27 protein-coding genes are annotated in these 21028 nt (G+C 65.5%); 20 read left to right on the top strand and 7 right to left on the bottom strand.

Features of this window, described 5'->3' with window-relative positions:
- The first annotated feature begins 8 nt into the window (after nucleotides 1–8).
- Nucleotides 9–374, top strand: a complete 366-nt coding sequence (locus EAO80_RS07785; protein WP_122089361.1) for a hypothetical protein — start codon at nucleotides 9–11, stop codon at nucleotides 372–374.
- 105 nt (nucleotides 375–479) lie between these two features.
- Here EAO80_RS07785 and EAO80_RS07790 read toward each other — a convergent pair whose 3' ends face one another.
- Both EAO80_RS07790 and EAO80_RS07795 read right to left on the bottom strand, forming a co-directional pair.
- Nucleotides 480–926 (bottom strand): peroxiredoxin, encoded by a 447-nt coding sequence (locus EAO80_RS07790; protein WP_122089362.1) that lies wholly within the window; start codon nucleotides 924–926, stop codon nucleotides 480–482.
- Nucleotides 927–971: 45 nt separating this feature from the next.
- Nucleotides 972–1520 carry a DUF6663 family protein gene (locus tag EAO80_RS07795; protein WP_122089363.1) on the bottom strand — a complete coding sequence of 183 codons (549 nt, stop codon included), beginning with the start codon at nucleotides 1518–1520 and terminating at the stop codon, nucleotides 972–974.
- 70 nt (nucleotides 1521–1590) lie between these two features.
- Between EAO80_RS07795 and EAO80_RS07800 the strand changes: the two genes are divergently transcribed.
- Complete coding sequence (locus EAO80_RS07800; RefSeq protein ID WP_122089364.1) at nucleotides 1591–1818, top strand: hypothetical protein; 228 nt, start codon at nucleotides 1591–1593, stop codon at nucleotides 1816–1818.
- 23 nt (nucleotides 1819–1841) lie between these two features.
- Complete coding sequence (locus EAO80_RS07805) at nucleotides 1842–2051, top strand: hypothetical protein (protein WP_122089365.1); 210 nt, start codon at nucleotides 1842–1844, stop codon at nucleotides 2049–2051.
- On the opposite strand, the gene EAO80_RS07810 is transcribed toward EAO80_RS07805, so the two are convergent.
- The gene (locus tag EAO80_RS07810; protein WP_122089366.1) at nucleotides 2048–2416 is read right to left on the bottom strand and encodes a hypothetical protein; all 369 of its coding nucleotides are present in this window, start codon (nucleotides 2414–2416) and stop codon (nucleotides 2048–2050) included. The genes EAO80_RS07805 and EAO80_RS07810 overlap by 4 nt on opposite strands.
- Before the next feature lie 115 nt (nucleotides 2417–2531).
- Here EAO80_RS07810 and ggt point away from each other — a divergent pair, with 115 nt between their 5' ends.
- The 5 genes from ggt (at nucleotide 2532) to EAO80_RS07835 (ending at nucleotide 9316) form a co-directional block, all read left to right on the top strand.
- Nucleotides 2532–4307: a gamma-glutamyltransferase gene (gene ggt / locus EAO80_RS07815; protein ID WP_122089367.1), complete on the top strand. Its 1776-nt coding sequence runs from the start codon at nucleotides 2532–2534 to the stop codon at nucleotides 4305–4307.
- 145 nt (nucleotides 4308–4452) lie between these two features.
- Nucleotides 4453–5547 (top strand): TAXI family TRAP transporter solute-binding subunit, encoded by a 1095-nt coding sequence (locus EAO80_RS07820; protein ID WP_122089368.1) that lies wholly within the window; start codon nucleotides 4453–4455, stop codon nucleotides 5545–5547.
- 102 nt (nucleotides 5548–5649) lie between these two features.
- Nucleotides 5650–6117, top strand: coding sequence for a DUF1850 domain-containing protein (locus tag EAO80_RS07825; protein ID WP_211330663.1), 468 nt, complete (start codon nucleotides 5650–5652; stop codon nucleotides 6115–6117).
- On the top strand, nucleotides 6107–8806 hold the full coding sequence (locus EAO80_RS07830) for a TRAP transporter permease (RefSeq protein WP_122089369.1): 2700 nt from the start codon (nucleotides 6107–6109) through the stop codon (nucleotides 8804–8806). Before EAO80_RS07825 ends, EAO80_RS07830 begins: the two co-directional genes overlap by 11 nt.
- A 45-nt stretch (nucleotides 8807–8851) precedes the next feature.
- Complete coding sequence (locus tag EAO80_RS07835) at nucleotides 8852–9316, top strand: transporter (protein WP_122089370.1); 465 nt, start codon at nucleotides 8852–8854, stop codon at nucleotides 9314–9316.
- Here the strand turns inward: EAO80_RS07835 and EAO80_RS19600 are convergent.
- Nucleotides 9313–9468: a hypothetical protein gene (locus EAO80_RS19600; protein ID WP_162993920.1), complete on the bottom strand. Its 156-nt coding sequence runs from the start codon at nucleotides 9466–9468 to the stop codon at nucleotides 9313–9315. The two genes, EAO80_RS07835 and EAO80_RS19600, sit on opposite strands and share 4 nt — an antisense overlap.
- Before the next feature lie 42 nt (nucleotides 9469–9510).
- Nucleotides 9511–9756: a hypothetical protein gene (locus EAO80_RS07840; RefSeq protein ID WP_122089371.1), complete on the bottom strand. Its 246-nt coding sequence runs from the start codon at nucleotides 9754–9756 to the stop codon at nucleotides 9511–9513.
- 160 nt (nucleotides 9757–9916) lie between these two features.
- Between EAO80_RS07840 and EAO80_RS07845 the strand changes: the two genes are divergently transcribed.
- Nucleotides 9917–10894, top strand: a complete 978-nt coding sequence (locus EAO80_RS07845; protein WP_122089372.1) for an aldo/keto reductase — start codon at nucleotides 9917–9919, stop codon at nucleotides 10892–10894.
- Nucleotides 10895–10975: 81 nt separating this feature from the next.
- Here the strand turns inward: EAO80_RS07845 and EAO80_RS07850 are convergent, their stop codons facing one another.
- Nucleotides 10976–11485, bottom strand: a complete 510-nt coding sequence (locus EAO80_RS07850; protein ID WP_122089373.1) for a macro domain-containing protein — start codon at nucleotides 11483–11485, stop codon at nucleotides 10976–10978.
- Between the two features lie 83 nt (nucleotides 11486–11568).
- Between EAO80_RS07850 and EAO80_RS07855 the strand changes: the two genes are divergently transcribed.
- The 10 genes from EAO80_RS07855 (at nucleotide 11569) to EAO80_RS07900 (ending at nucleotide 19719) form a co-directional block, all read left to right on the top strand.
- A complete protein-coding gene (locus EAO80_RS07855) occupies nucleotides 11569–11856 on the top strand; it encodes an SIR2 family NAD-dependent protein deacylase (RefSeq protein ID WP_122089374.1) in 288 nt (95 codons plus the stop codon).
- 93 nt (nucleotides 11857–11949) lie between these two features.
- On the top strand, nucleotides 11950–12978 hold the full coding sequence (locus EAO80_RS07860) for an LLM class flavin-dependent oxidoreductase (RefSeq protein WP_122089375.1): 1029 nt from the start codon (nucleotides 11950–11952) through the stop codon (nucleotides 12976–12978).
- Nucleotides 12979–13045: 67 nt separating this feature from the next.
- Nucleotides 13046–14251 carry an ABC transporter substrate-binding protein gene (locus EAO80_RS07865; protein ID WP_122089376.1) on the top strand — a complete coding sequence of 402 codons (1206 nt, stop codon included), beginning with the start codon at nucleotides 13046–13048 and terminating at the stop codon, nucleotides 14249–14251.
- A gap of 103 nt (nucleotides 14252–14354) precedes the next feature.
- On the top strand, nucleotides 14355–15056 hold the full coding sequence (locus EAO80_RS07870) for an MBL fold metallo-hydrolase (RefSeq protein WP_122089377.1): 702 nt from the start codon (nucleotides 14355–14357) through the stop codon (nucleotides 15054–15056).
- 39 nt (nucleotides 15057–15095) lie between these two features.
- A complete protein-coding gene (locus EAO80_RS07875; RefSeq protein ID WP_122089378.1) occupies nucleotides 15096–15557 on the top strand; it encodes a PH domain-containing protein in 462 nt (153 codons plus the stop codon).
- Complete coding sequence (locus tag EAO80_RS07880; protein WP_122089379.1) at nucleotides 15554–17074, top strand: PH domain-containing protein; 1521 nt, start codon at nucleotides 15554–15556, stop codon at nucleotides 17072–17074. The genes EAO80_RS07875 and EAO80_RS07880 overlap by 4 nt, the downstream gene beginning before the upstream one ends.
- Nucleotides 17071–17631: a DUF998 domain-containing protein gene (locus tag EAO80_RS07885; protein ID WP_122089380.1), complete on the top strand. Its 561-nt coding sequence runs from the start codon at nucleotides 17071–17073 to the stop codon at nucleotides 17629–17631. The genes EAO80_RS07880 and EAO80_RS07885 overlap by 4 nt, the downstream gene beginning before the upstream one ends.
- A 49-nt stretch (nucleotides 17632–17680) precedes the next feature.
- A complete protein-coding gene (locus tag EAO80_RS07890) occupies nucleotides 17681–18055 on the top strand; it encodes a hypothetical protein (protein ID WP_122089381.1) in 375 nt (124 codons plus the stop codon).
- A gap of 68 nt (nucleotides 18056–18123) precedes the next feature.
- Nucleotides 18124–18942, top strand: a complete 819-nt coding sequence (locus EAO80_RS07895) for an aldo/keto reductase (protein WP_122089382.1) — start codon at nucleotides 18124–18126, stop codon at nucleotides 18940–18942.
- Nucleotides 18943–19719 carry an HAD-IIA family hydrolase gene (locus EAO80_RS07900; protein WP_122089383.1) on the top strand — a complete coding sequence of 259 codons (777 nt, stop codon included), beginning with the start codon at nucleotides 18943–18945 and terminating at the stop codon, nucleotides 19717–19719.
- On the opposite strand, the gene EAO80_RS07905 is transcribed toward EAO80_RS07900, so the two are convergent.
- Nucleotides 19716–20204, bottom strand: a complete 489-nt coding sequence (locus EAO80_RS07905; RefSeq protein WP_122089384.1) for a metal-dependent hydrolase — start codon at nucleotides 20202–20204, stop codon at nucleotides 19716–19718. The two genes, EAO80_RS07900 and EAO80_RS07905, sit on opposite strands and share 4 nt — an antisense overlap.
- A gap of 295 nt (nucleotides 20205–20499) precedes the next feature.
- Here EAO80_RS07905 and EAO80_RS07910 point away from each other — a divergent pair.
- Nucleotides 20500–21028: twin-arginine translocation signal domain-containing protein (locus tag EAO80_RS07910; RefSeq protein WP_122089386.1), on the top strand; the 529-nt coding region annotated here is incomplete at its 3' end.

Genomic DNA, 21028 nt, shown 5'->3' on the forward strand with positions numbered 1-21028 from the left:
CTCGGGGTATGCCGCTCGAAACCGACGATGCGATGCTCGAACAGGTCAGTAGCCGGCTCATGAGCCAGGGCGTCTACATTGAGGACGCCGACCGGGACGACGAGCGCCTCACCCTCGAATACGAAACGCTCGCACCCGGCGACGGCGTTCCCCACCAGCAGATCGGGACGGTGATCAACACCTTCCGGGACGTCATCGAGCAGGGCTGGGAGCCGACGACCATCGAGGCGACCGTGGCTGACGTCGACGACGGCCACCACCGCGGGAGCTGGCGGATGGACGAAGAATGGCTACTCGCGCTCGAAAACGGCGAGCTCTCGGAAGTCGAGTTCTCGGGGCGCGTCCTCGATACCCTCGAGGAACCGAGCCACTGAGGAGGGGTCGACACCGATCGACGTCCGTCTTCGGGTGCTGGCTGACTGGCTGATGCGGGCGTCGACGGCCTCATCACCGACTTCCCGAACCTCCTCGAGCAGTGATCACTCGAGATCGTCGAGGAGTTCCTCGGCGTGGTCCTCAGGCGAGACGCCCTCGTAGGCCGCGACGATCTCGCCGTCCTCGACGACGTAGGTGTTCCTGAAGGTCCCGTCGAAGGTCTTTCCGAACATGTTCTTCTCGCCATAGGAGTCATAGGCCGCCGCGACCTCGCCGTCGGGATCGCTCAACAGGTCGAAGGGCAGGTCGTACTCCTCGGCGAACGGTTCGAGATCCGAAACGGGGTCGTCACTGATCCCAACGACCGCGACGTCGCGCTCCTCGAAATCGGTCCAGGAGTCGCGGAAACCGCAGGCCTCGGTGGTGCAGCCGGGGGTGTCGGCCCGCGGGTAGAAGTAGACGACCACGCGGTCGAACTCGTCGAGGCTGACGGGTTCGCCGTGCTGGTTGTCGAGGGTGAACGACGGGGCGTCGGTGCCGGGGTCGAGCATACCCGACCTACACCCGGGCGAGGAAAATCGCTTGCGGTCACCACATCACAGATAGGTATCGCGGACGGTATCGGCCAGCATCGAATCGGGGTCGGGAACCAAATAGACGACGACGAACGGCTCGTCGACGGGATCGAGGACGAACACCTCGTGGGGCTCGTCTTCGACCTCCCGGAGGCGGGCGATCAGCGGGTCGAGAGGCACCGCCCCGGTGCGAATCTCGGTCCAGATATCGCGCGCGCCCGACTGTTCGGCGAAGACGTAGACGGCGCCGTTCGGTTGGTTGTCGGTGCTGTAGGTCGTCTCGCCGAGCATTCCTTCGTCCTGCATCCGGGCGTCCCGACAGAGCTCACGAGCGACCTCGAACAGGTCGGTCACCTCCCGGACGAAGTGGATCCGCGTGGCGGCGCGCAGTTCGAACTCGCCGAGATGGGCCTCTCCATCGTCCCATTCGACTGTGGCCTCGATCAGGTTCCCCGGTTCGAGGTCGCCGCCCGAGACGGCGATCGATTCCGTGCTTTCGGGGTCGACGAGCAGCCACTCCCCGCGGGGATCGGGAAACACTCTGAACGTCCCACTCGTCGTCGGTTGCATACCCACGATAGCCCGTGTGGACCGATAAGCCGACCGAAAGAGTGAGAGCCCGGGCGTGCCCAGCGACCGCATGAAGCAGTCGACGTTCGTGAAGTGGGGACTGCTCGCCTTTGGGCTCGTCCTCTTCACGTTCGTGATCAGGGGATCGACTCGTCTGTTTCTCGGGGACCGAACCGCGACGGTCCTGTCGGCGCCCGTCGGACTGGGCGCGCTCGCCGTGCTCGTCGTCCTGTTCGTGGTGGCGCTCCTCTCGCTTGTCGGCCTGCGACCGATGGAGCGTGACATCGACGAGCGGTAAGTGCTCGACCGCTACCACACGCCATGGACCGACTCGGCGCGGCAGTGGGCGGCCTCGGTTTCGCTGTCTTGATCCTCGGCGGGTTCGTCGCGATCCGCGTCCTGACGCGACTGTTCTACTCGGTCGTTCTCCTGATCGAAACCCTCTCGCTCGCCGCGTTCGCGCTGCTTGTCGGCTACGTCGTCTATCGAATCATTCTCGGTAGCTCGGACGACCCGCGCCGATCGCGCTAACCCTCGATGGTCTCGCAGTCGACCGCCCACTCGGTGTCGCTCTCCTCAGTAAGCGCGTCGTAGAACGCCCGTAAACCCGCCGATTCGGTGGTCGTGGTGACGTGGAGCTCGACACGGTCCTCGTAGCCGACGACGCGAAAGACGGTCCCCAGTTCGCGGTCGTGGACCAGATAGACCGGCGAGGGGAGGTCGAACCAGTCGCCCGCGGTGTAACGCTCGCGTGCGAGCACCCGGCCGAGACGCTCCCCGACGGCCCCGTCCTCGGGGACGAGCGAAAAGACCGTCCCACCCGTGCGCGTGATCCCACCCCCACTATAATCGCACTCGGGGCGGACGGGGATCTCGAAGGCCGGTTCGCCGCTCATGGGTCGAAAACGGCCGCGAGCGCCTTCAATCTGCTGGCATTCGTAATTATATCCCGATATTATTATCGGAACGAAAGAGTTAGAACTACCACGGCTGCAGCGGGATCAGTTACTGATGGGAGATAATACCAATCTCGATAGGACGCGCAAGCTGAGCCGACGACGGTTCTTGGGTGGGGTCGCGGCGGGTGCGGCGCTGCCGCTGGCCACCCAGCCCGTGCTCGGGCAGGGCGAGATCTGTGGGGCACCCGGCGTTGACTGTGGGGCGGTCGCCGAGGGCGCGGATGGAATGGTCGTCTCGGTCAGCCCCGCCGCGAGCGAGGTCGGCGCGCAGGTGCTTCGCGACGGTGGCAACGCCGTCGACGCCGCGGTTGCGGTCCAGTTCGCGCTCAACGTCACCCAACCCCACTCCTCGGGAATCGGCGGCGGCGGGTTCATGCTGTATTACGACGCCGAGAAGGGGGACGTCGAGATCGTCAACAGCCGCGAGCGCGCGCCGGCCGGGGCGGATCCGGAGATGTTCCTTGAGGACGGAGAGCCGATCCCCTTCGACGAGCGCCACACCCACGGGGACGCCGTTGGGGTACCGGGGACCGCGAGCGGACTCCAGCGTGCGGCCACACGCTACGGGTCGCGCCCCATCGGGGAGCTGATCGACCCCGCGATCGCCCTCGCGGAGGGGGCCGAGGTCGACGGCGTCCTGGCCGAGGAGATCGCGGCCAACGAGTGGAAGTTCAATGACGCCGCCCGCGAGGTGTTCCTCGACGAGGAGGGCGAACCGCTCTCGGAGGGCGACACCCTCGAACAGCCGGACCTCGCCGACACCCTTCGACTGCTGCGCGATCGGGGGATCCGCGAGCTCTACGAGGGCGAGATCGCGGAGGCGCTCGCCGAGGCCGTTCAAGAGGAAGGCGGGAGCATGGAGTTTTCGGACCTCTGTCGCTACGAGGCCACCATCGACGAGCCCGTCGAGGGCTGCTATCGCGGTGCGGAGGTCTACTCGATGCCCCCGCCGAGTTCCGGCGGGCTGACCGTGATCCAGATCCTCAACCTGTTGGAGGGGTTCGATCTGGGGACGAACTACGACGTGCGCTCGGGCACGAAGTACCACCTGCTCGCCGAGGCGATGCGCTTGGCCTACGCGGATCGCGGCGAGTACATGGGTGATCCCGAGTTCGTCGACGTCCCCATGGAGGGGCTGCTCGATCCCGAGTACGTTTCCGAGCGCCGCGAACTGATCGGGCCCGACTCGCTCAACGCCGAGCCCCAGCCGGGCGACCCGTGGGCCTACCAGTCCGGCAACGCGGCCTCGATGACTCAAGAGACGCCCCGCGCGCTCGGGCACACGACCCACTTCACGGTCGCCGACTCCGAGGGTAATCTCGCCTCCTATACCACCACGATCGAACAGCTGTTCGGCTCGGGGATCATGGTCCCCGAGTACGGGTTCATGCTCAACAACGAGCTCACCGACTTCGACGCCGAACCCGGCGGCGCGAACCAGGTCCAACCGAACAAACGGCCCCTGTCGAGCATGAGTCCGACGATCATGACTCGGGACGGCGAGCCCTTCATGACCGTCGGCTCACCGGGTGGACCGACGATCATCACGTCGGTCGCTCAAATGATCCTCCATCACCTCGAGTACGGTCTCGAGCCCATCGACGCGATCGATGAACCCAGCATCTACGCGCCCCAGTCGCCGGAGATCACCCTCTGGGAGGAGGCGATTCCCGAGGACGCCCGCGAGGAGGCCGCCACTCTCGGTAACGAGTGGAGCGACGAACCCGGTCCGATCGGCAACGTCAACGTGCTCAGGGCCGAGGACGGCTACGAGGGAGCGGCCGACCAGACCCGCGACGGGCTCGCGGTCGGTCTAGACGACGTCTGATCGGCTCCTCCCCGTGCCCGCCGGACGTTTCTGGAGAGAATCGATCGGACCTGACTAAGTTTCAATATATTATTCATTTTATATAACTAGTCGAACACGGTCGTATCCCGATACATATATATTGTGGCCGAAGTCAATAACATGTATGTCGCGTGATATTGCGTCAGTGGATCGCCGTACGTTCCTGAAGGCCGCGGGTGCCACCGGGGTCATCGGGCTGGCCGGCTGTATCGGAGAGGAGCCCGAGAACGGCGAGGGAGGGAACGGCGGAAACGAGAGCGAAGAGCCCGGCGAGGGCGGGCAGAACGTCGTCTGGGACGCCGGCGGTACCGGCGGGACGTACTACCCGCTGTCGGGTGAGTTCAAGACGATCGTCGAGGACAACACGCCCCACGTCCTCCAGGTCCGTTCGACGGGTGCCAGCGTCGAGAACGTCGGGAGCCTCGCGAACGAGGACGCCGACTTCGCGCTGATCCAGAACGACATCGCCTACTTCGCGGCCAACGGGACGGGCCTCGAGGAGTTCGAGGGGTCCCCAGTCGAGAACCTCCTTGGGGTCGCGACGCTCTATCCCGAGACGATCCACATCATCACCCGCCCCGGCGCGAACATCGGATCGCTTCAGGACATGGAGGGCGCGACCGTCAACACCGGCGACCTCGGGAGCGGAACGCAGGTGAACGCCCTCCAGATACTCGAGAGCGCCGGCCTCTCGCAGGACGACTTCGAGGAGCAGAACACCGGGTTCTCGCAGGCGGCCGATCAGCTGAGCGACAACGACATCGACGCCGCGTTCGTCGTCGGCGGCTGGCCGGTCGGCGCCGTCGAGGAGCTCGCGACCACCACCGACATCCAGATCCTCAACCTCGCTCAGGAGGACCGCCAGGCGGTCCTCGACAGCGCCGAGTGGTTCGCGGAGGACACGATCCCGAGCGGCACCTACCAGGGGATCGACGAGGACGTCGATACCGTCTCCGTCCAGGCGATGATCGCCACCCACGAGGGCGTCGACGAGAGCCTCGTCCAGGACGTCACCTCCGCGATCTTCGACAACACCGACTCGCTCAACACGAAGGCGGACTTCATCTCGGCCGACAGCGCCCTCGATGGCATGTCGATCGATCTCCACCCCGGCGCCCAGGCGTACTTCGACGAACAGGGCGGCAGCGGGAACGAAACCGGTGGCAACGAGAGCGACAACGCCAGCGACGAGAACGGAACGGACAACGCCAGCGGGTAGCGAACTCGCAATCGGCACGGCGACGGCGTTTTCGTTTCGGAACCTCCCAGTACGACGAGTGTGAAACGACTCCAATCGCGTTCAACCGTTCGACTGTTAGTAGTGCTGACTCTCCTCCTTCTCGTCGTTTCGTTGGGCGTCGCGGCGAGCGTGTCGACCACCGAGCGCGTCCTCGTGGTGGCGACCGATGATGGTAAGGTACTGCTTACCGAATCAGTCACCGATGACACCACGGTTCGACTCGAGTACACCCACAGCGTCGAGAAAACGCCCGTCGCCGACGTATATTCCGTCGATGGAACGGTACTTCGAATGACGCACATGGAGTTCAACTCGTACGGTGCAGGCCTCCCCGCTACTGCTCCGGTCGAACGGGCGGCCGATGGCGAAAGCTACGTCTACGAACTGAATCGAACGTACGACCAAATCGTAGTGTCACCCGGAGAACGAGCCGGCCATCGCCTCGTAATCGACGGCGAAGAATACGATCTCGTCGAACGATCCGACGGGCGATCGGTCTCGATTTACGTCACGGAACGCGAAACGCGAGTGATCGACGATGTCATCTAATACGACCCCTGCCGACGAGGACGAATCGGGTCAAGAGGATCCGAACGAGATCTTACAGGAGATCGAGCGCAAACGATCCCTCCGCGGATGGGGTGCGATCGCCGTTGCGACCATCGGGATCGTCTTCTCGCTCTTTCAGGTCTGGATCGCGGCCCGCGGGTTCGTCTTCTACGTCCCGATTCCCTTCACCGGAACCGAATACGAGATCGCCGGGCTCCAGCAGCTCCAGATCAACGCGATCCACGTCGCGTTCGCGCTCGTGCTCGCATTCCTGATGTTTCCGGTGAGTTCGCGCGACGGGTTCGTCTTTCGAACTCTGTCACGCGTTGTCCCCGCCGCCCGCGACCGGCTTGGCGACGATCACGCCGTCACGTCGGCCCTCCGCCGGGTTCGTGGAGGTGTCCGCTGGGCCGCAGCGGATCCGGATCGCGACCGCATCACGCCCGTCGATTACGTGCTTATCGGTCTCGCGCTCCTCTCGCCGATCTACATGATCGGGCAGTTCGACGAGATCCGACAGGCGCGCGTTCGGGGCCTCAGTATCGGTCGGCCGATCGACGAGGTGTACACGTTCCTTGAGGCACCCGTCGCGGCCGTCTCCGCGCTTGGATTCCCGCTCGACGAAACGTCGTATATGTTCATCGTGGGCGTCATTGGCATCCTGCTGGTACTGGAGGCGACGCGTCGGGCGCTGGGGTTCTTCCTCATGTCGCTGGTCTCACTGTTCATCGTCTACGCCCGCTGGGGCTACGTGATTCCGGGTGATGCGCCGCTGATTGGGACGCTCTCGATCGGCGGCGTTGCCTGGGACACGGTCGTCAGCTACCTCTGGTTCACCACCGAGGGGATCTACGGAATCCCAGTCATCGTGAGCGTTCGGTTCATCTACATCTTCATCCTTTTCGGGGCGTTCCTTGAGATGAGCGGGGCGGGCAAGTGGTTCATCGACCTCGCCTACGGGTTGACCGGCACCCGACAGGGCGGTCCGGCGAAGGCCAGCGTCGTCGCGAGCGGCTTCATGGGAATGCTCTCGGGGTCGTCGGTGGCCAACACCGTCACCACCGGTGCCTTCACGATCCCGCTGATGAAGCGTTCCGGCTACTCGCCGGAGTTCGCCGGCGCGGTCGAGTCCTCGGCGTCCTCGGGCGGGCAAGTGCTCCCGCCGGTGATGGGTGCCGCGGCGTTCCTGATCATCGAGTTCACCGGCACGCCGTACTCCGAGGTCATCATCGCCGCGACGCTGCCCGCCATCGCCTTCTTCTTCGGGATGTGGGTAATGGTCCACTTCGAGGCCGTCCGCCAGGACATCGGCGGGATCGCCCGCTCGAACCTGGTCGACATCGGGACGCATCTGAAGTCTGGTTGGTTCTACGTCCTGCCGCTGGTGTTGTTGCTGTACTTCATCATCGGGGCACGCCTCTCGATCGCCCGTGCCGGCTGGTATACGATCATCGTCATCATCGCCCTGGTCGCGGTGCTCGCGGCGTACGACGAGCGAACCCGCGTGCCACTCGTCGGCTCGATCCTCGCGGTTTTCGGGATACAGGCAGTCTCCTACGCCGTCGTCGGTGGTAACGTCTACGACGCCCTCACGGGCGGTACGGGTGCGGGGCTGGCCCCAACCGCCGCCCTCGGGGCTGCCGTCGGCGATATGGGACTCATCATCGTTCTGATCAGCCTGCTGGTCATCCTCGCTCGACCGTCCATGAACGGGCCGCTGCTCGACCTCGATCCTTCGGTCGACGAGGCCGCCGAACGGATCGACGGGTCGATCGGCAACCGGCGGATCGCGACTTCCCAGCCGGGGCGGTTCGTCACCTTCCTCCTTCGATCGCTGGATTCGGGTGCTCGCACCGCGACGACGGTCGTCATCGCGGTCGCTGCCGCAGGCGTGATCCCCGGCATCATCGGCGCAACGGGGCTGGGACCGAACCTGAACGCGCTGATCATCTCGGTCAGCGGCGGATCGCTCCTCGTGCTGATGCTGCTTGCGGGGATCACTGCGATCATCCTGGGGATGGGGATGCCGACGACGGTCATGTACGTCATCCTCGTCTCGATGCTCGGGCCGGCCCTGGAGGACTTCGGCGTCGCGATCCTCGCCGCGCACCTGTTCATCCTCTACTTCGGACTGATGGCCGACGTCACGCCGCCGGTCGCGGTCGCGGCCTACGCCGCCGCCGGCATCGCGAAGGCCGACGAGTTCTCGACGGGCGTGACCGCGTTCATGCTCTCGCTCAACAAGATCCTCGTCCCCTTCGCGTTCGTCCTCTCGCCGGGGATCCTACTGCTTCGTACCACCGACGGCGAAGTCTCGACCATTGGAACGGCCGATATCCTCGATCTCGGCTTCTTCGTCCCGGAGGTCGTGATCCCCATCGTCGGTATGTTCGCCGGCGTCTACGCGCTGGGTATCGGGATAATCGGCTACTACACCGAGGAAGTCTCCGACATCGACCGTACGCTGTTCTCGCTGAGTTCGATCGCGATGATGGCGCCCGGACTGGTGTTGCTGACGATACAGGGGATCGGCCGCGCGATGGGCGTCTGGCTCGTGCTCGATACGATGACCCTCGACTTCGCGCTACGGGGAGCGGGTGCCGTCCTGCTAGTGGCGCTGATGTTTCGCAACCGTGGCGGCGTTGAGGAGGACGAACGGCCTACGGCAGGCACGACCAGCGCCGAGTAGTCCCGAACCGCAAGACCTGTCTTCGGCGGTTTCGAACCGCACCTTATGTCGCTTCTCGACGCCGCGATGAACGGGGCCCACCTCGGGTTCGCCGGACTCTGGGTCGGCAGCGTGATCTTCCTGACAGTCGCCGTTCTCCCGCTGGCACGGGAAGGGGCGTTCGACGCCGCTCCGCTCGAAACCGTCACCTCCCGACTGCAGTGGATCTCTCGGATCAGCGCGTTGGCGCTGTTCGCGAGCGGCGGGCATCTGGCTGGCACGCGCTATACGGTCGACTCGCTGTTCGGGAGCGCCCAGGGCCATCTCGTGCTCGTGATGCTCACGCTGTGGTTCCTGCTTGCCCTGCTCGTCGAACTCGGTTCGAAAAAACTGGCAACCGGTTTCGCCCAGCGAAAAGTCCGCCAGCCAGCCCACGAGGCGCGGCCATACTTCCTTGTGGCCTCGCTGGTGGGTGTCTTGTTGTTCGTCGACGCCGGCTTCCTCTCTGTGCCGACGGCGATCCCGGTTTAGGCTTCGGGCTCGGGGTCGCTGACCGCCCACCCGAACTCGAACTCGCCGTGTTCCGCGAACGCGCTGTACAGTTTGTAGCCGACGACCCCGAGGATCGCGAGGACGACCAGGACGAACAGTCCGAACGCTCTGAGCAGTTTCGACAGGACCATACCTCCGATTGGTTCGCTAGCCACCTAATTCTGACCCCGGCCTCAGCGCTCGAACTCGCGCTGGAGGTCTTCGGCCGTCGACCCGACGTCCAGTTCGTCGGCCGCACCCTCGCCGCTCGTCATCGTATAGAGCCGATAGGCGAGATACGCGATACCGGTGACGAGGGCGATTCCGACGACGATCCCCAGAAGTGACAACAACAGGCTCGCCAGCGCGCTGATGACCATCAGTGCGACGATCGCCACGAGGGCGTAGCCCGCGATCTTGAGCAGCCGTAGCGTCTCCATGCCCGGCGGTTCGCCCGCCGGGCACTTAACTATCGCCGCCGGCCTACCGCCCGGCGGTCGACTCTCCCATGCGGGCTCGACGGAGCCGGTACGAGGGACGCGAGCTAGAGGCCGCTGTCGCCGACCACAGGTTTTTGCCCCGGCGTCGAGGAGCAGTACCATGGAGTACACCACGCTCGGGTCGACCGGGATGTCGGTCAGTCGACTCTGTCTGGGTTGTATGAGCTTCGGGGATCCCGACTGGCGCGAGTGGGTCCTCGAGGAAGAGGAGAGTGAAGAGATCATCGAGCGGGCGATCGACTTGGGGATCAACTTCTTCGACACCGCGAACATGTACTCGCGGGGCGAAAGCGAGCGCATCCTCGGCAACGCCCTCGAGGGCTATGACCGCGATTGGCCCGTCGTCGCCACGAAGGCCTACAACCCGATGGACGACGACAACCCCAACGCGCAGGGACTGTCCCGGAAGGCGATCGAGCAGGAACTCGAGAACAGCCTCGACCGGCTGGGAATGGAGACGATTGACCTCTATCAGACGCATCGCTGGGACGACGACACGCCAGTCGAGGAGACCCTGCGCGCGCTCGACGACGCGGTACGGCGCGGACAGGTCCGGTATATCGGGGGATCGTCGATGTGGGCCCACCAGTTCGCCGAGGCGCTCCATACGAGCGATTCGCTGGGCCTCGATCGGTTCGTCACGATGCAGAACCACTACAACCTCGTCTACCGTGAGGAGGAACGCGAGATGTTGCCGCTCTGTGAAAAGGAAGGGATCGGCGTGATGCCGTGGAGCCCCCTCGCACGCGGGTATCTCGCCCGTCCCGCCGAGGAGATCGACGCGACCACGCGCGGGGAATCGGAAGAACACATGTACGAACATCCGTATCGGGAGGGCGGTGGCCGCGAGGTCAACGAGCGAGTCGAGGAACTCTCGAACGAAAAGGGTGTCACGATGGCCCAGATCTCGCTGTCGTGGCTGCTGCACAAGGACTGGGTCGACGCCCCAATCATCGGGACGACCAGCGTCGAACACTTAGAACAGGCCGTCGAAGCCCTCGACATCGACCTCTCCGAGGGCGACATGGAGTACCTCGAAGAGCCCTACGAGCCCGTGCGCGTGTCGGGCCACCACTGACGCGGCCGTCTAGTCGTTTTCTACGTCGTCCTCTAGACGCGCCGACCGACGACGACTGATTCGCACCGGACGATCGGGAGTTCAGCCCCTGCGGACCTCGTCCGCGACCTCCCGGACGACGTCGTACTCCGCATCGCTGTAGGCGATAAAGCGCACGTCTTCGAGGGAATCGGGATCGTAGGCGGCGCATACCTCGGCGACGACACGTGCACCCTCCCGGAGATCGAACCCGGCGGCTCCACAGCCCAGCGCTGGGACCACCACCGACTCACAGTCCAGTTCGTCGGCCGCCTCGAGGGCGTTCCGGGTCGCCTCGCGGATGCTTTCGGAGGTTGCTCGCCCGTCCCCATAGTGAGGCATCGCCGCGGCGTGGATCACGTACTCGGCGTCCAACTCGTAGGCGTCGGTGACGGCGACCCCACCCAGATCGACCGGTCCGTTCTCCATCGCCGCCTCGTTTATCGGCCCGCCGGCGCCGCGTCGGAGCGCGCCCGCGACTCCCGAACCCATCCGTAGGCTCGTCCCCGCAGCGTTGACCAGCGCGTTGGCTTTTTGTGCTGCGATATCACCCTGAATCACGCTGAACTCCATACTCGAAACTGGATCGCCCGGTCGATAAATCCCGGGGCGAGACCGCACCGAGGATATATGCGTGTGTGGGTGTAGCATGCGGTATGGACACCGCGATCAACGCGGCCTGTACCGACTGCGGGGCGACCTTCCCGCGCGAGGAGGCCACCACGGGGTCGGAAAACGAGCTGGCCTGTCCGGTCTGTGGCTGTGGGGTAGTCCGGGGGATCCCCGCCCAGCACACCGCGCTGACCGAGCGCGACAGCGCCCGCTGTGGGAGCTGCGGGGCGACCTTCCCGCGAAGCGAGGCGAGGACGGAGACGAAAGGCCAGTTGGTCTGTCCGGACTGCGGGGCGAACAACGTCAGGACCATCGAGGACGAACCGGACTGAATTCCCCTCGGTGGCGTCCCGTCGACGCAGTGGCGACGCCTCGCGATCGGGCTGGAGCCGAAGCGTTATCCCGCCCACCCTCCGAACCGGGACATGGACCTTTCCCTCGTCGATCTCTCTCCGGTGCCCGACGACGGTACGGCGACTGATGCCTACGCGAACACCGTCGAAATCGCACAGCAGGCCGAGCGACTCGGCTACGAGCGAGTCTGGGTGGCCGAACACCACGGAATGGCCGACTCCCTCGCGGGGACGACGCCGGAGGTGTTGCTCGGACATCTCGCGGCCGAGACCGAGTCGATCCGCCTCGGATCGGGGGCGGTGTTGCTCAACCACTACAGCCCGTTCAAGGTCGCGGAGGCGTTCGGCGCACTCGATGCGCTCGCGCCCGGTCGGATCGACGCGGGGTTGGGCCGGGCGAACGGCTCGCCGGCTGCCGACCGCGCGCTCGGGACCGACCGCCACGTCCGGAACCCCGACGAGGACCACCGCGAGAAGATCGAGGCCGTCGTCAACCACCTCTACGACGACTATCCAGATGAGCACCCCTACACCGACCTCGCGATCGCACGCTCGGGTGAGGGCCCGGCCGTACCGTGGGCGCTCGGATCGAGCCCGTCGAGCGCAGCCATTGCCGGCGAACTCGGGCTGCGGTACTGTTTCGCGGCGTTCATCCGACCGCAGTTCGCCACTCACGCCTTCGAGGAGTACCGCGAGGAGTTCCAAGCATCGACACTGGCCGGGAGCGCCGACTCCCCTGAGGGGATACTCGCGGTCAACGCCGTCTGCGCCGAAACCGACGAGAAGGCGGCGCGGCTCCGGGCGGTGGCCGAGGCGTCGTACAAACGGATGCAACGGGGCGTCGTGGGAACCACGCCCTCGGTCGAGGAGGCCATCGACGAACTCGGCGCCGTCCCCGATCCCACGCCCGCCACGCTCGATTCCGACGAGTGGCCGCGAGCGATCTCCGGAAGCCCGGAGACGCTTGCTGACCTGCTAGAACAGCTCACCGGACGCGTCGGCGTCGACGAGGTGATGATCCAGCAGATCCTCGCCGACCACGACGACGTGCTTCGCTCCCATGAACTGTTGGCTGAAGGCGTCGGACTCACTCCTCGATGATGGTCGCGAACTAGGTATCGATCATGTTCCGGAGGGCTTATCAACGTGTTAGGCTAGCCTAAATCATATGACGAGGGGAAAGACGGACGGAACGCTGACGCGACGAGGATACATCAAGGGAGCAGGCGGGACCGTCGTCGCCGGGGCGATCGCGGGTTGTATCGGTGGATCCGGTGGCTCGAACGACTCGAACTCGACGGACTCGGCGGGCTCGAACGGGGGCGGCGCCTCGACCGTCGAGCTCTCGCCGGTCGGCGAGGTCGAGTTCGAGGGCGTTCCCGAGAACGTCTTTACGGTTTTCCCCCAGTACGCCGACATGGCGGTCGCGCTCGGCCACGGGGATGCGGTGAACTCGATGTTCTCGACCGAGATGGCCGGGACGACGATGAACCACTACTACGAGCGGCTTCCAGGGGTGTCCTTCGAGTGGGAGGGGCTCTCGAACCCGTGGCAGAACGGGCTCCCCAAGGAGCGGCTGTACGAACTCGACAGCGACGCCCATTTCGTCGATCCGACGTACGTCACGAGCCTCGACAACTGGACGCAGTCGGACATCGACGAGATCGCGGGAAGCATCGGCCCCTTCTTCGGCAACTTCTACAGCGGCACTCACGCCGAACCGGCCGGCGAGTACGACGGCGAGTATCAGTACTACACGCTCTGGGAGCTGTTCGGAAAGGTCGCGCAGGTGTTTCAGGAGGGAGAGCGCTACGAGGCGCTGAACGGGATTCACGGCGACCTCCTCGAGACGATCGAGGCGGACCTACCACCCGAAGAGGAACGACCCACGGCCGTGCGCGTGACCCAGAACGGCGAGGAGTTCTTCACCTATCACCTCAACAAACCCGGCTACTGGCTCGCGGACACCCGGCCGCTGGGCGCGGTCGACGCCTTCGCCGAGGAGGACTGGTCACAGCTGTGGGGCACCGTCGGCTACGAGGCGATGCTCGAGGCCGATCCCGACGTGATCCTGCATCTCTGGGGGCTCGGCCCGGACTACGACATGGAGCAGGTGCGGTCGGATCTCGCGTCCCATCCCGTCGGCGGCCAGCTTTCGGCGGTCGAAAACGACCGCGTCTATCCCGCCGGAATGCGCTATCAGGGCCCGATCATGAACCTCTTCCAGCTCGAAATGGGCGCCAAACAGCTCTATCCCGACCAGTTCGGCGAGTGGCCCGAGTATGCCGAGGGCGAGCCGTATCCGGAGATCCCCGCCGAGGAGCAGTTGTTCGACCGCCAGCGGGTCGCGGAGATCGTCACCGGCGAGGAGTAAATCGGTTCTGGACGTTTTTGCCAAATCGTCGTTTCGTATCGAGCGCGTCTCTAGTGGTGCCGCTTCTCGTGGCTTTTTGCCCCTCCTCTGCGTACCGAAACCCGTGTCCACCACCTACGGCGGCCTGACGATCGACTGGCTCGGCTACGCGACCTCGCGGATCACGGACGGAGAACGGGTCGTCTACATCGACCCCGGTCGATACGGCGTTCTGGACGGCTACGACGCCCGGGACGGCGACCTCGTGCTCGTCACCCACGACGACCACTACGACCCCGACGGGATCGAGCGCGTCGCCGCGGACGACGCCGTGGTCTGCGTCTTCGAGGAGATTCGAAGCGAGGAGATCGACCGAGAGTCGCGGCCCGTTTCGGATCTCGAGTACGAGATCCGTCGGGTCGGAACCGGCGACTCGTTCGCGGTCGATGGAATCAAAATCGAGGCGATCAGTGCCTACAACACGTCCGAGGGGCACGTCCGCGCGGACGGCACGCCGTACCACCCCGAGGGCGAGGGCGTGGGCTACCGGCTCGATTTCGGGGACACGACGGTCTTCTACCCCGGCGACAGCGACGTGATCGAGGAGTACGAGGGGCTCACCGCCGACGTCTTCCTCGCGCCCATCGACGACGCCTTTACGATGTCGCCCGGCGCCGTTCTGGATCTCGCCGAACGGATCGGTGCCGAGCTCGTGGTGCCGGTTCACTACGACACCTTCGAGGCACTGGAAGCCGACGACGAGGCCTTCGCCGCGAGCGCGCGCGAACGCGGGCTGACCGTCGAACTCCTCAGTCCCGAGGTCTGATCCAGACCCTTCATTTCCCCCCGGTTCGAACGGCAGGTAATGCATTCGCTCCACCCTCGGATTCGGATCGTTTGGGTGCTTCAGGCCGCCCTTTCCGCGGTGGTACTCGCGGCCATCGTCGGACTGGTCGGGTTTTTCGCACTTGATATCGGACTCTGGCTCCCGGTCGCCGTCTTTGCCGGGCTGTTCGTCCTCTTCGCCGCTCACAGCCTGCTTCGCTACCGAATCTGGCGCTACGAGGTCCGCGAGGACGCGTTGTACCTCGAACGCGGCGTCTTCACCCGGGTGAAGACGGTCGTCCCCTTCGTGCGCATCCAGCACGTCGACTCGCGGCGCAGTCCGCTCGAACGCGTGACGGGACTGGCGAGCACCGTCGTTTATACGGCGGGCTCGCGGGGCGCTGACGTGACGGTGCCGGGATTGACGCCCGACGGGGCCGACGACCTCCAGCGCCGGCTGAAGGCACTCGCGATCGACGCCGAGGGTGACGACGCGGTATGAGTCAGCTCCACCCGCTGTCGATCCCCTACCGGGTCGCCCAGTCAGTGGTCGGCTACCTCCCGCTGGTGTTTTTCGCCACGGTCGCCTCGGGGCCCGCCTTCGGCGGGATCGGGATCGCACTCGCGGTCCTCGCGGCCGTCGTCGGGTTCGTGGCGGTCGCCGGCTGGCAGGTCGCCTACTACCGGCGCTTCGAGTACGTGACCACGCCCGACACGTTCGACATCCGGTCGGGCGTGATCTCCCGGCGCAACCGAGAGATCCCCTACCGGCGCGTCCAGAACGTCGATATCTCGCGAAACGTCGTCCAGCGAGCCCTCGACATCGCTGAACTCCGGATCGAGACCGCCGGCGGCGGCGAGACCGAGGCGGTCCTCCGGTATGTCGGCTACGAGGAGGCCAAACGCCTTCAGGACGAGCTTCGGCGGCGAAAGCGCGCCGACTCCACGGCGACGACCGACGAGGACCGGCCTGACGAAGACGAGGCGTTGCTCTACGCGATCACGCCCGAGGACCTGGGCGTGCTCGCGATCGCCTCCTTCGACCTCCGGCTGGCCTCGTTTCTCTCGGTGGCGCTCTCCTTTGCCGGGCCGCCGGTGTTGATCGAACTCCTGACGGATCTGCCGGTCAGTCCCTTCCTCGTCCTCGGAGCGGTGATCGTCCTCGTGGTGGTCGCCTCGGCGCTTCTGAGCGGCGCCAACGCCGTCCTCAACACCTACGGCTTTCGGCTCTCCCGGTCGGGCGACGAACTGCGCTACGAACGCGGGCTGATCCAGCGCTACGACGGTTCGATTCCCCTCGATAAGGTCCAGTCGCTCGTGGTGCGCGAGAACCTCCTCAAGCGTCTACTGGGCTATGCGAGCCTCTCGGTCGAGACCGCGGGCTACGCGCCCGGACAGGAGGGCAGCGTCGGCTCCGAATCCGCCGTCCCGATCGCCGACCGGGAGACGACCTTGGGAATCGCCCGCGAGATCGAACCGTTCGAGGAGGTCGAGATCACGCGCCCGCCAAAGCGCGCACGCAGACGCTACGCGTTCCGTTACCTGCTCGTCCTCGCGGTGCTCGCGACGGCTGTCTACGCGGCCACCTGGGCGCTCGGGTTCGAGATGTACTGGTACGTTCCCCTCCTGGGAGTGCCCCTCGCACCGGTCGCCGCCCACTACAAGTGGGCCTCGCGCGGGTACTTTCTGGGGGCCGACCACGTCGGTACCCGGACGGGGTTCTGGAACCGCACTACGCGGGTCGTACCCTACTACCGCGTCCAGAACGTCATCGAGACCCAGACGTTCCTCCAGCGCCGGTGGCGCCTCGCGTCAGTGCTCGTCGACACCGCGGGCACGAGCGGTCTCGTCGGCGGTGACGCCCGCGCGCTCGACCTCGACAGCGGAGGGGCCACCGGACTCCGGGAGACGGTCGGCGACCGGCTTCAGACGGCCCTTCGAAAGCGAAAGCGCGACAGCGCACGCGCCGGGCGAGAGCGACGGATCGACCGGGCGATTCCGCGATTCGAGGACGCATGAGCCGGTGCGTTCTGGCGGGCCGAGTCTCGGCGCTCCTCGCGCCCGCGGTCGCGGCCGTCGCCATCGTCGGTGCGACGCTTTCGGCCCCGGAGTTCTCGTGGGCGGGCGACGCCCTCTCGGATCTCGGCGCACCGGGCGCGCCGACCGCGTGGCTGTTCAACGGCGGGCTGATCGTCGCCGGCGTGCTGGGTCTCCCGTTCGCGGCGGTCCTCGTCGCGAGTGCCCGCCACCGCCTCGATTGGCTCGTCGCCGCAGTGCTGGCTCTCACCCTCGGGACACTGGCGGGCGTTGGCCTCTTTCCGAGCGGTCATCCGTACCACCTCCCGGTCGCCGCCGGCTTCTATCTGGGGGCGACGCTCACGCTCTGGATCGACGGGACGACCGGGGTCCTGACCGACGAGCCACGATTCGGGCTCGCGGCGATCTGGCTCGCGAACCTACACGTCCTCCAGTGGCTCGCGTGGGCCGCCGGCCTCCGGGTGGGGCCGGGCCTCGCGATCCCCGAGACGATCGGCGCAGCCCTGTTCGCGGTCTGGGTGCTCGGGCGTGTGGACTGATTGTGAAGCGTTGGGTAGGTTATTTAATCCATACGAAATATACCGAAATATGATCGACAACGAAGCCCTCACCGGTGGGCTCGTGATCGGGATCATCCCCCCATTTGTACTCTCTCTCGACGGGTTCTGGGACCCGTGGCTCGTCTTTTTCGTGTGGGTATCCTTTACGATCGCCGGGTGGTTGCTGGTTCGCCGTCGCGCCGTGTTGCGTGGTGGTGATCGACGATGGAACACCCTCTTCGTGCTTCTGATCGTCGGGGGATCCCAGTTCGGGATCCACATGAACCTCCCGATCGATTCGGACCTCAGGATAGCGCTGTGGTTTCTCGTCATGGGGATCGGTCTGGCCGCGATGTTGATCGGCGTCGAGATCGGTCGCCACTCCGTCGAGAGGTCGTCCAACCCGGATGTGACGGCCGATTGAGTTCTTCGGGCCGTCCGGTTGACCTTGCAACCACAGTCGGTTTATGAATCGCGCCCCCATTTCGAGCCATGTCACGCTCGTTTCCTGCACTCGGTTTCGGGACGTACAAGCTCGAAGACCCCGAGGACTGCGTCGAGAACGTCACACGTGCGCTCGACGCCGGCTATCGACACGTCGACACCGCACAGGTCTACGAGAACGAGGCCTACGTCGGCGACGCGATCGCCGAAAGCGACGTCCCGCACGAGGAGGTCTTCCTCGCGACGAAGGTCGACACCGAGAACCTCGCCTACGAGGACGTCCTCGAATCGGTCGAGAACAGCCGTGACAAACTCGGCGTCGACACGATCGATCTCCTCTACGTCCACTGGCCGACCGGCGAGTACGACGCCGAGGACACGCTCGCGGCGTTCGACGACCTCGTCGCGAACGGCACAATCGAGCACGTCGGCCTGAGCAACTTCCGGGTCGACCAGCTCGAAGAGGCCAAACGGATCCTCGATGCGCCGATCTTCGCCCATCAGGTCGAGTGTCATCCCCTGCTTCCACAGGACCGCCTCGCGGGGTTCGCCGAGGACAACGACCACCGCCTCGTGGCGTACTCGCCGATCGCCCGCGGCGAGGTGACCGAGATCCCCGAGATCAACGACATCGCGGGCAAGCACAACGCCACGGCCACGCAGGTCGCGTTGGCGTGGCTGATCAACCGGAGGATCTACCCCATCCCGAAGGCCAGCGGCGACCACATCGAGGAGAACTACCGCGCGCTCGATATCGTCGACGACCTCTCAGAGGGCGACATGGCGAAGATCAACGGGCTCGACGACCGCGAGCGCCTGATCGACCCCGAGAGCGCGCCGTGGAACGAGCCGCCGGCCGCCGAGTGAATGGACTACAATGGAGTCGTCCTCGACGTCGACGGCACGCTGATCCGGGGCAGTGAGCCCATCGCGGGTGCGATCGAGGCCGTCGAGACCATCCGCGAGCGCGGTCTCCCGGTTGCGTTCGTCTCGAACAACCCGATTCGGACCCGCGAGGCCTACGCTGATCGACTGACCAGTCACGGCTTCTCGCTTTCCCCCGACGAACTGATCACCGCCGGGACGATCACTGCCGAGTACCTCGCACGCGAGCACGCCGCCGACGAGTTGTACGTGATCGGCGAGACGGGCCTCGAGATCCAGCTTCGCGAGGCGGGCCTCACGCTCACCGACGAGTACGACCGGGCGGACGCGCTGATCGCCTCGATCGACCGGGAGTTCTCCTACGACGACCTGACCCACGCGCTGTGGGCGCTGTCGGGTTCGACGCGCTTCATCGGCACCGACCCCGACCGGACGATTCCCACGGAGGATCGCGAGGTGCCGGGTTCGGGCGCGATCATCAACGCGGTCGCGGGTGTCGCGGGGAGAGAACCCGACGCGATCATGGGCAAACCTGCCCCGAGCGCGGTCGAGGCCCTCGAACGAACTCTCGGACTCGACGCCGCGGACTGTCTGATCGTCGGCGACCGCCTCGATACCGACATCGAGATGGGCGAACGCGCGGGGATGACGACCGCCCTCGTTCGAACCGGCGTCACCGACGAGCGGACCCTCGCCGAATCGGAGATCGAACCCGATCACGTTCTCGATTCGGTCGCCGAACTCGACTCGCTGCTCTAGATAATGGTGGCGAGGGCCAGTGCGGCCGTCGCCGCCGCGATCCCCGCCGCGAGCAACAGGAGGTTCGCGATCGGGTTGTTCGCGCGGACGACGTTCGCCGAGTAGCGCCACCGCGAGAGGGGCCACAGCGGGCGGATTCCCATGGGTGTGATCGAATCGGCCGCCAGGTGCGAGAGGACCGCGAGGGCGCCGACCCCGAAGGCGAACGCGCCCATCGTCGTCGCCGCGATCCCGAAGATCGCCTCGCCGAACGCGACGCCCGCACCCCCCAACACCACACCGAGCGCGAGGGCGAACGCGAGCGAGTGGGTGGGACCGCGATGAGCGACGAGCGGGAGCCGGTGATCGCAGTCCGGAAGCGTCGCGAGCGCGACCGTTCCGACCCCACCGAGGACGGCGAGCTCGTCGAGCCCCGCGAGCAAGAGTACGAACCCGACCGGCGAGTACACAAGCAGCCCGACGCCGACGTGACCCGTCTTGTACATACGGACACCTGATCGTGCGAGATATATCACGTTGTCACCCCCTCCGGACGATCAGTAGCGTTAGGGAACTCCCGACCGAACTGCCACCGATGATCGAGTCGATCCTCGAACTGTTCGGTCCGTTTCTCATCCCGGTCGCCGTCTTCGCTGCGGGGGCGATTGGGTATGTCGTCCTCGTCTTTCTGGGCCGGCGTGGCTGGCTGTAACATCGGTTACCCGAAGGTAATGTCCGAAACAACTCATTAGTTATCTTATACTTATATGCTATTATACTTTTTATAACTGTGTGGAAAATATGCCACGACAAGCATTTACCGACGAGACGGAACCGAATAACGAGTGGACGCGTCGAACGTTCATGAGCGCGGCCGGTGCGGCCGGCGTCGCGGGCTCGACGGCGAGCGTACAGGCCCAGGACGGGGACGCCCTCGCGAACGCCGAGACGGCGACCGACGGCAACGTGGATCTACGGGCGTTCGACGAGGTGCTCGGACGGCTCGAAGCCGCCGCTGACGCCCTCGAATTCCCCGCCCGACGCATCGGCGCTAACCCCCGGGGCACCCAGCACGGCGCGACCCACTGGGGTATCCACTTCGAAACCGAACACGCGATTCATCTCGGCGAGGCGACCGTCGACGCCGACCAGGCCGGCACCTTCAATGCCGTCGTCGGTGAGTACGACGGCACCAACTTCGATGCCGTCCACGAACGCGACATCAGCGTTGAGGCGGGACTCAACACGATCGATCTCGACATGGCTCTCGAACCCGGCGAGTACCTCCTGACGCGCGACGGGAGCTTTCCGCTGCGCCGGGCCGCGTGGT

It is taken from the genome of Halalkalicoccus subterraneus (genome assembly GCF_003697815.1).
Lineage (GTDB): Archaea > Halobacteriota > Halobacteria > Halobacteriales > Halalkalicoccaceae > Halalkalicoccus > Halalkalicoccus subterraneus.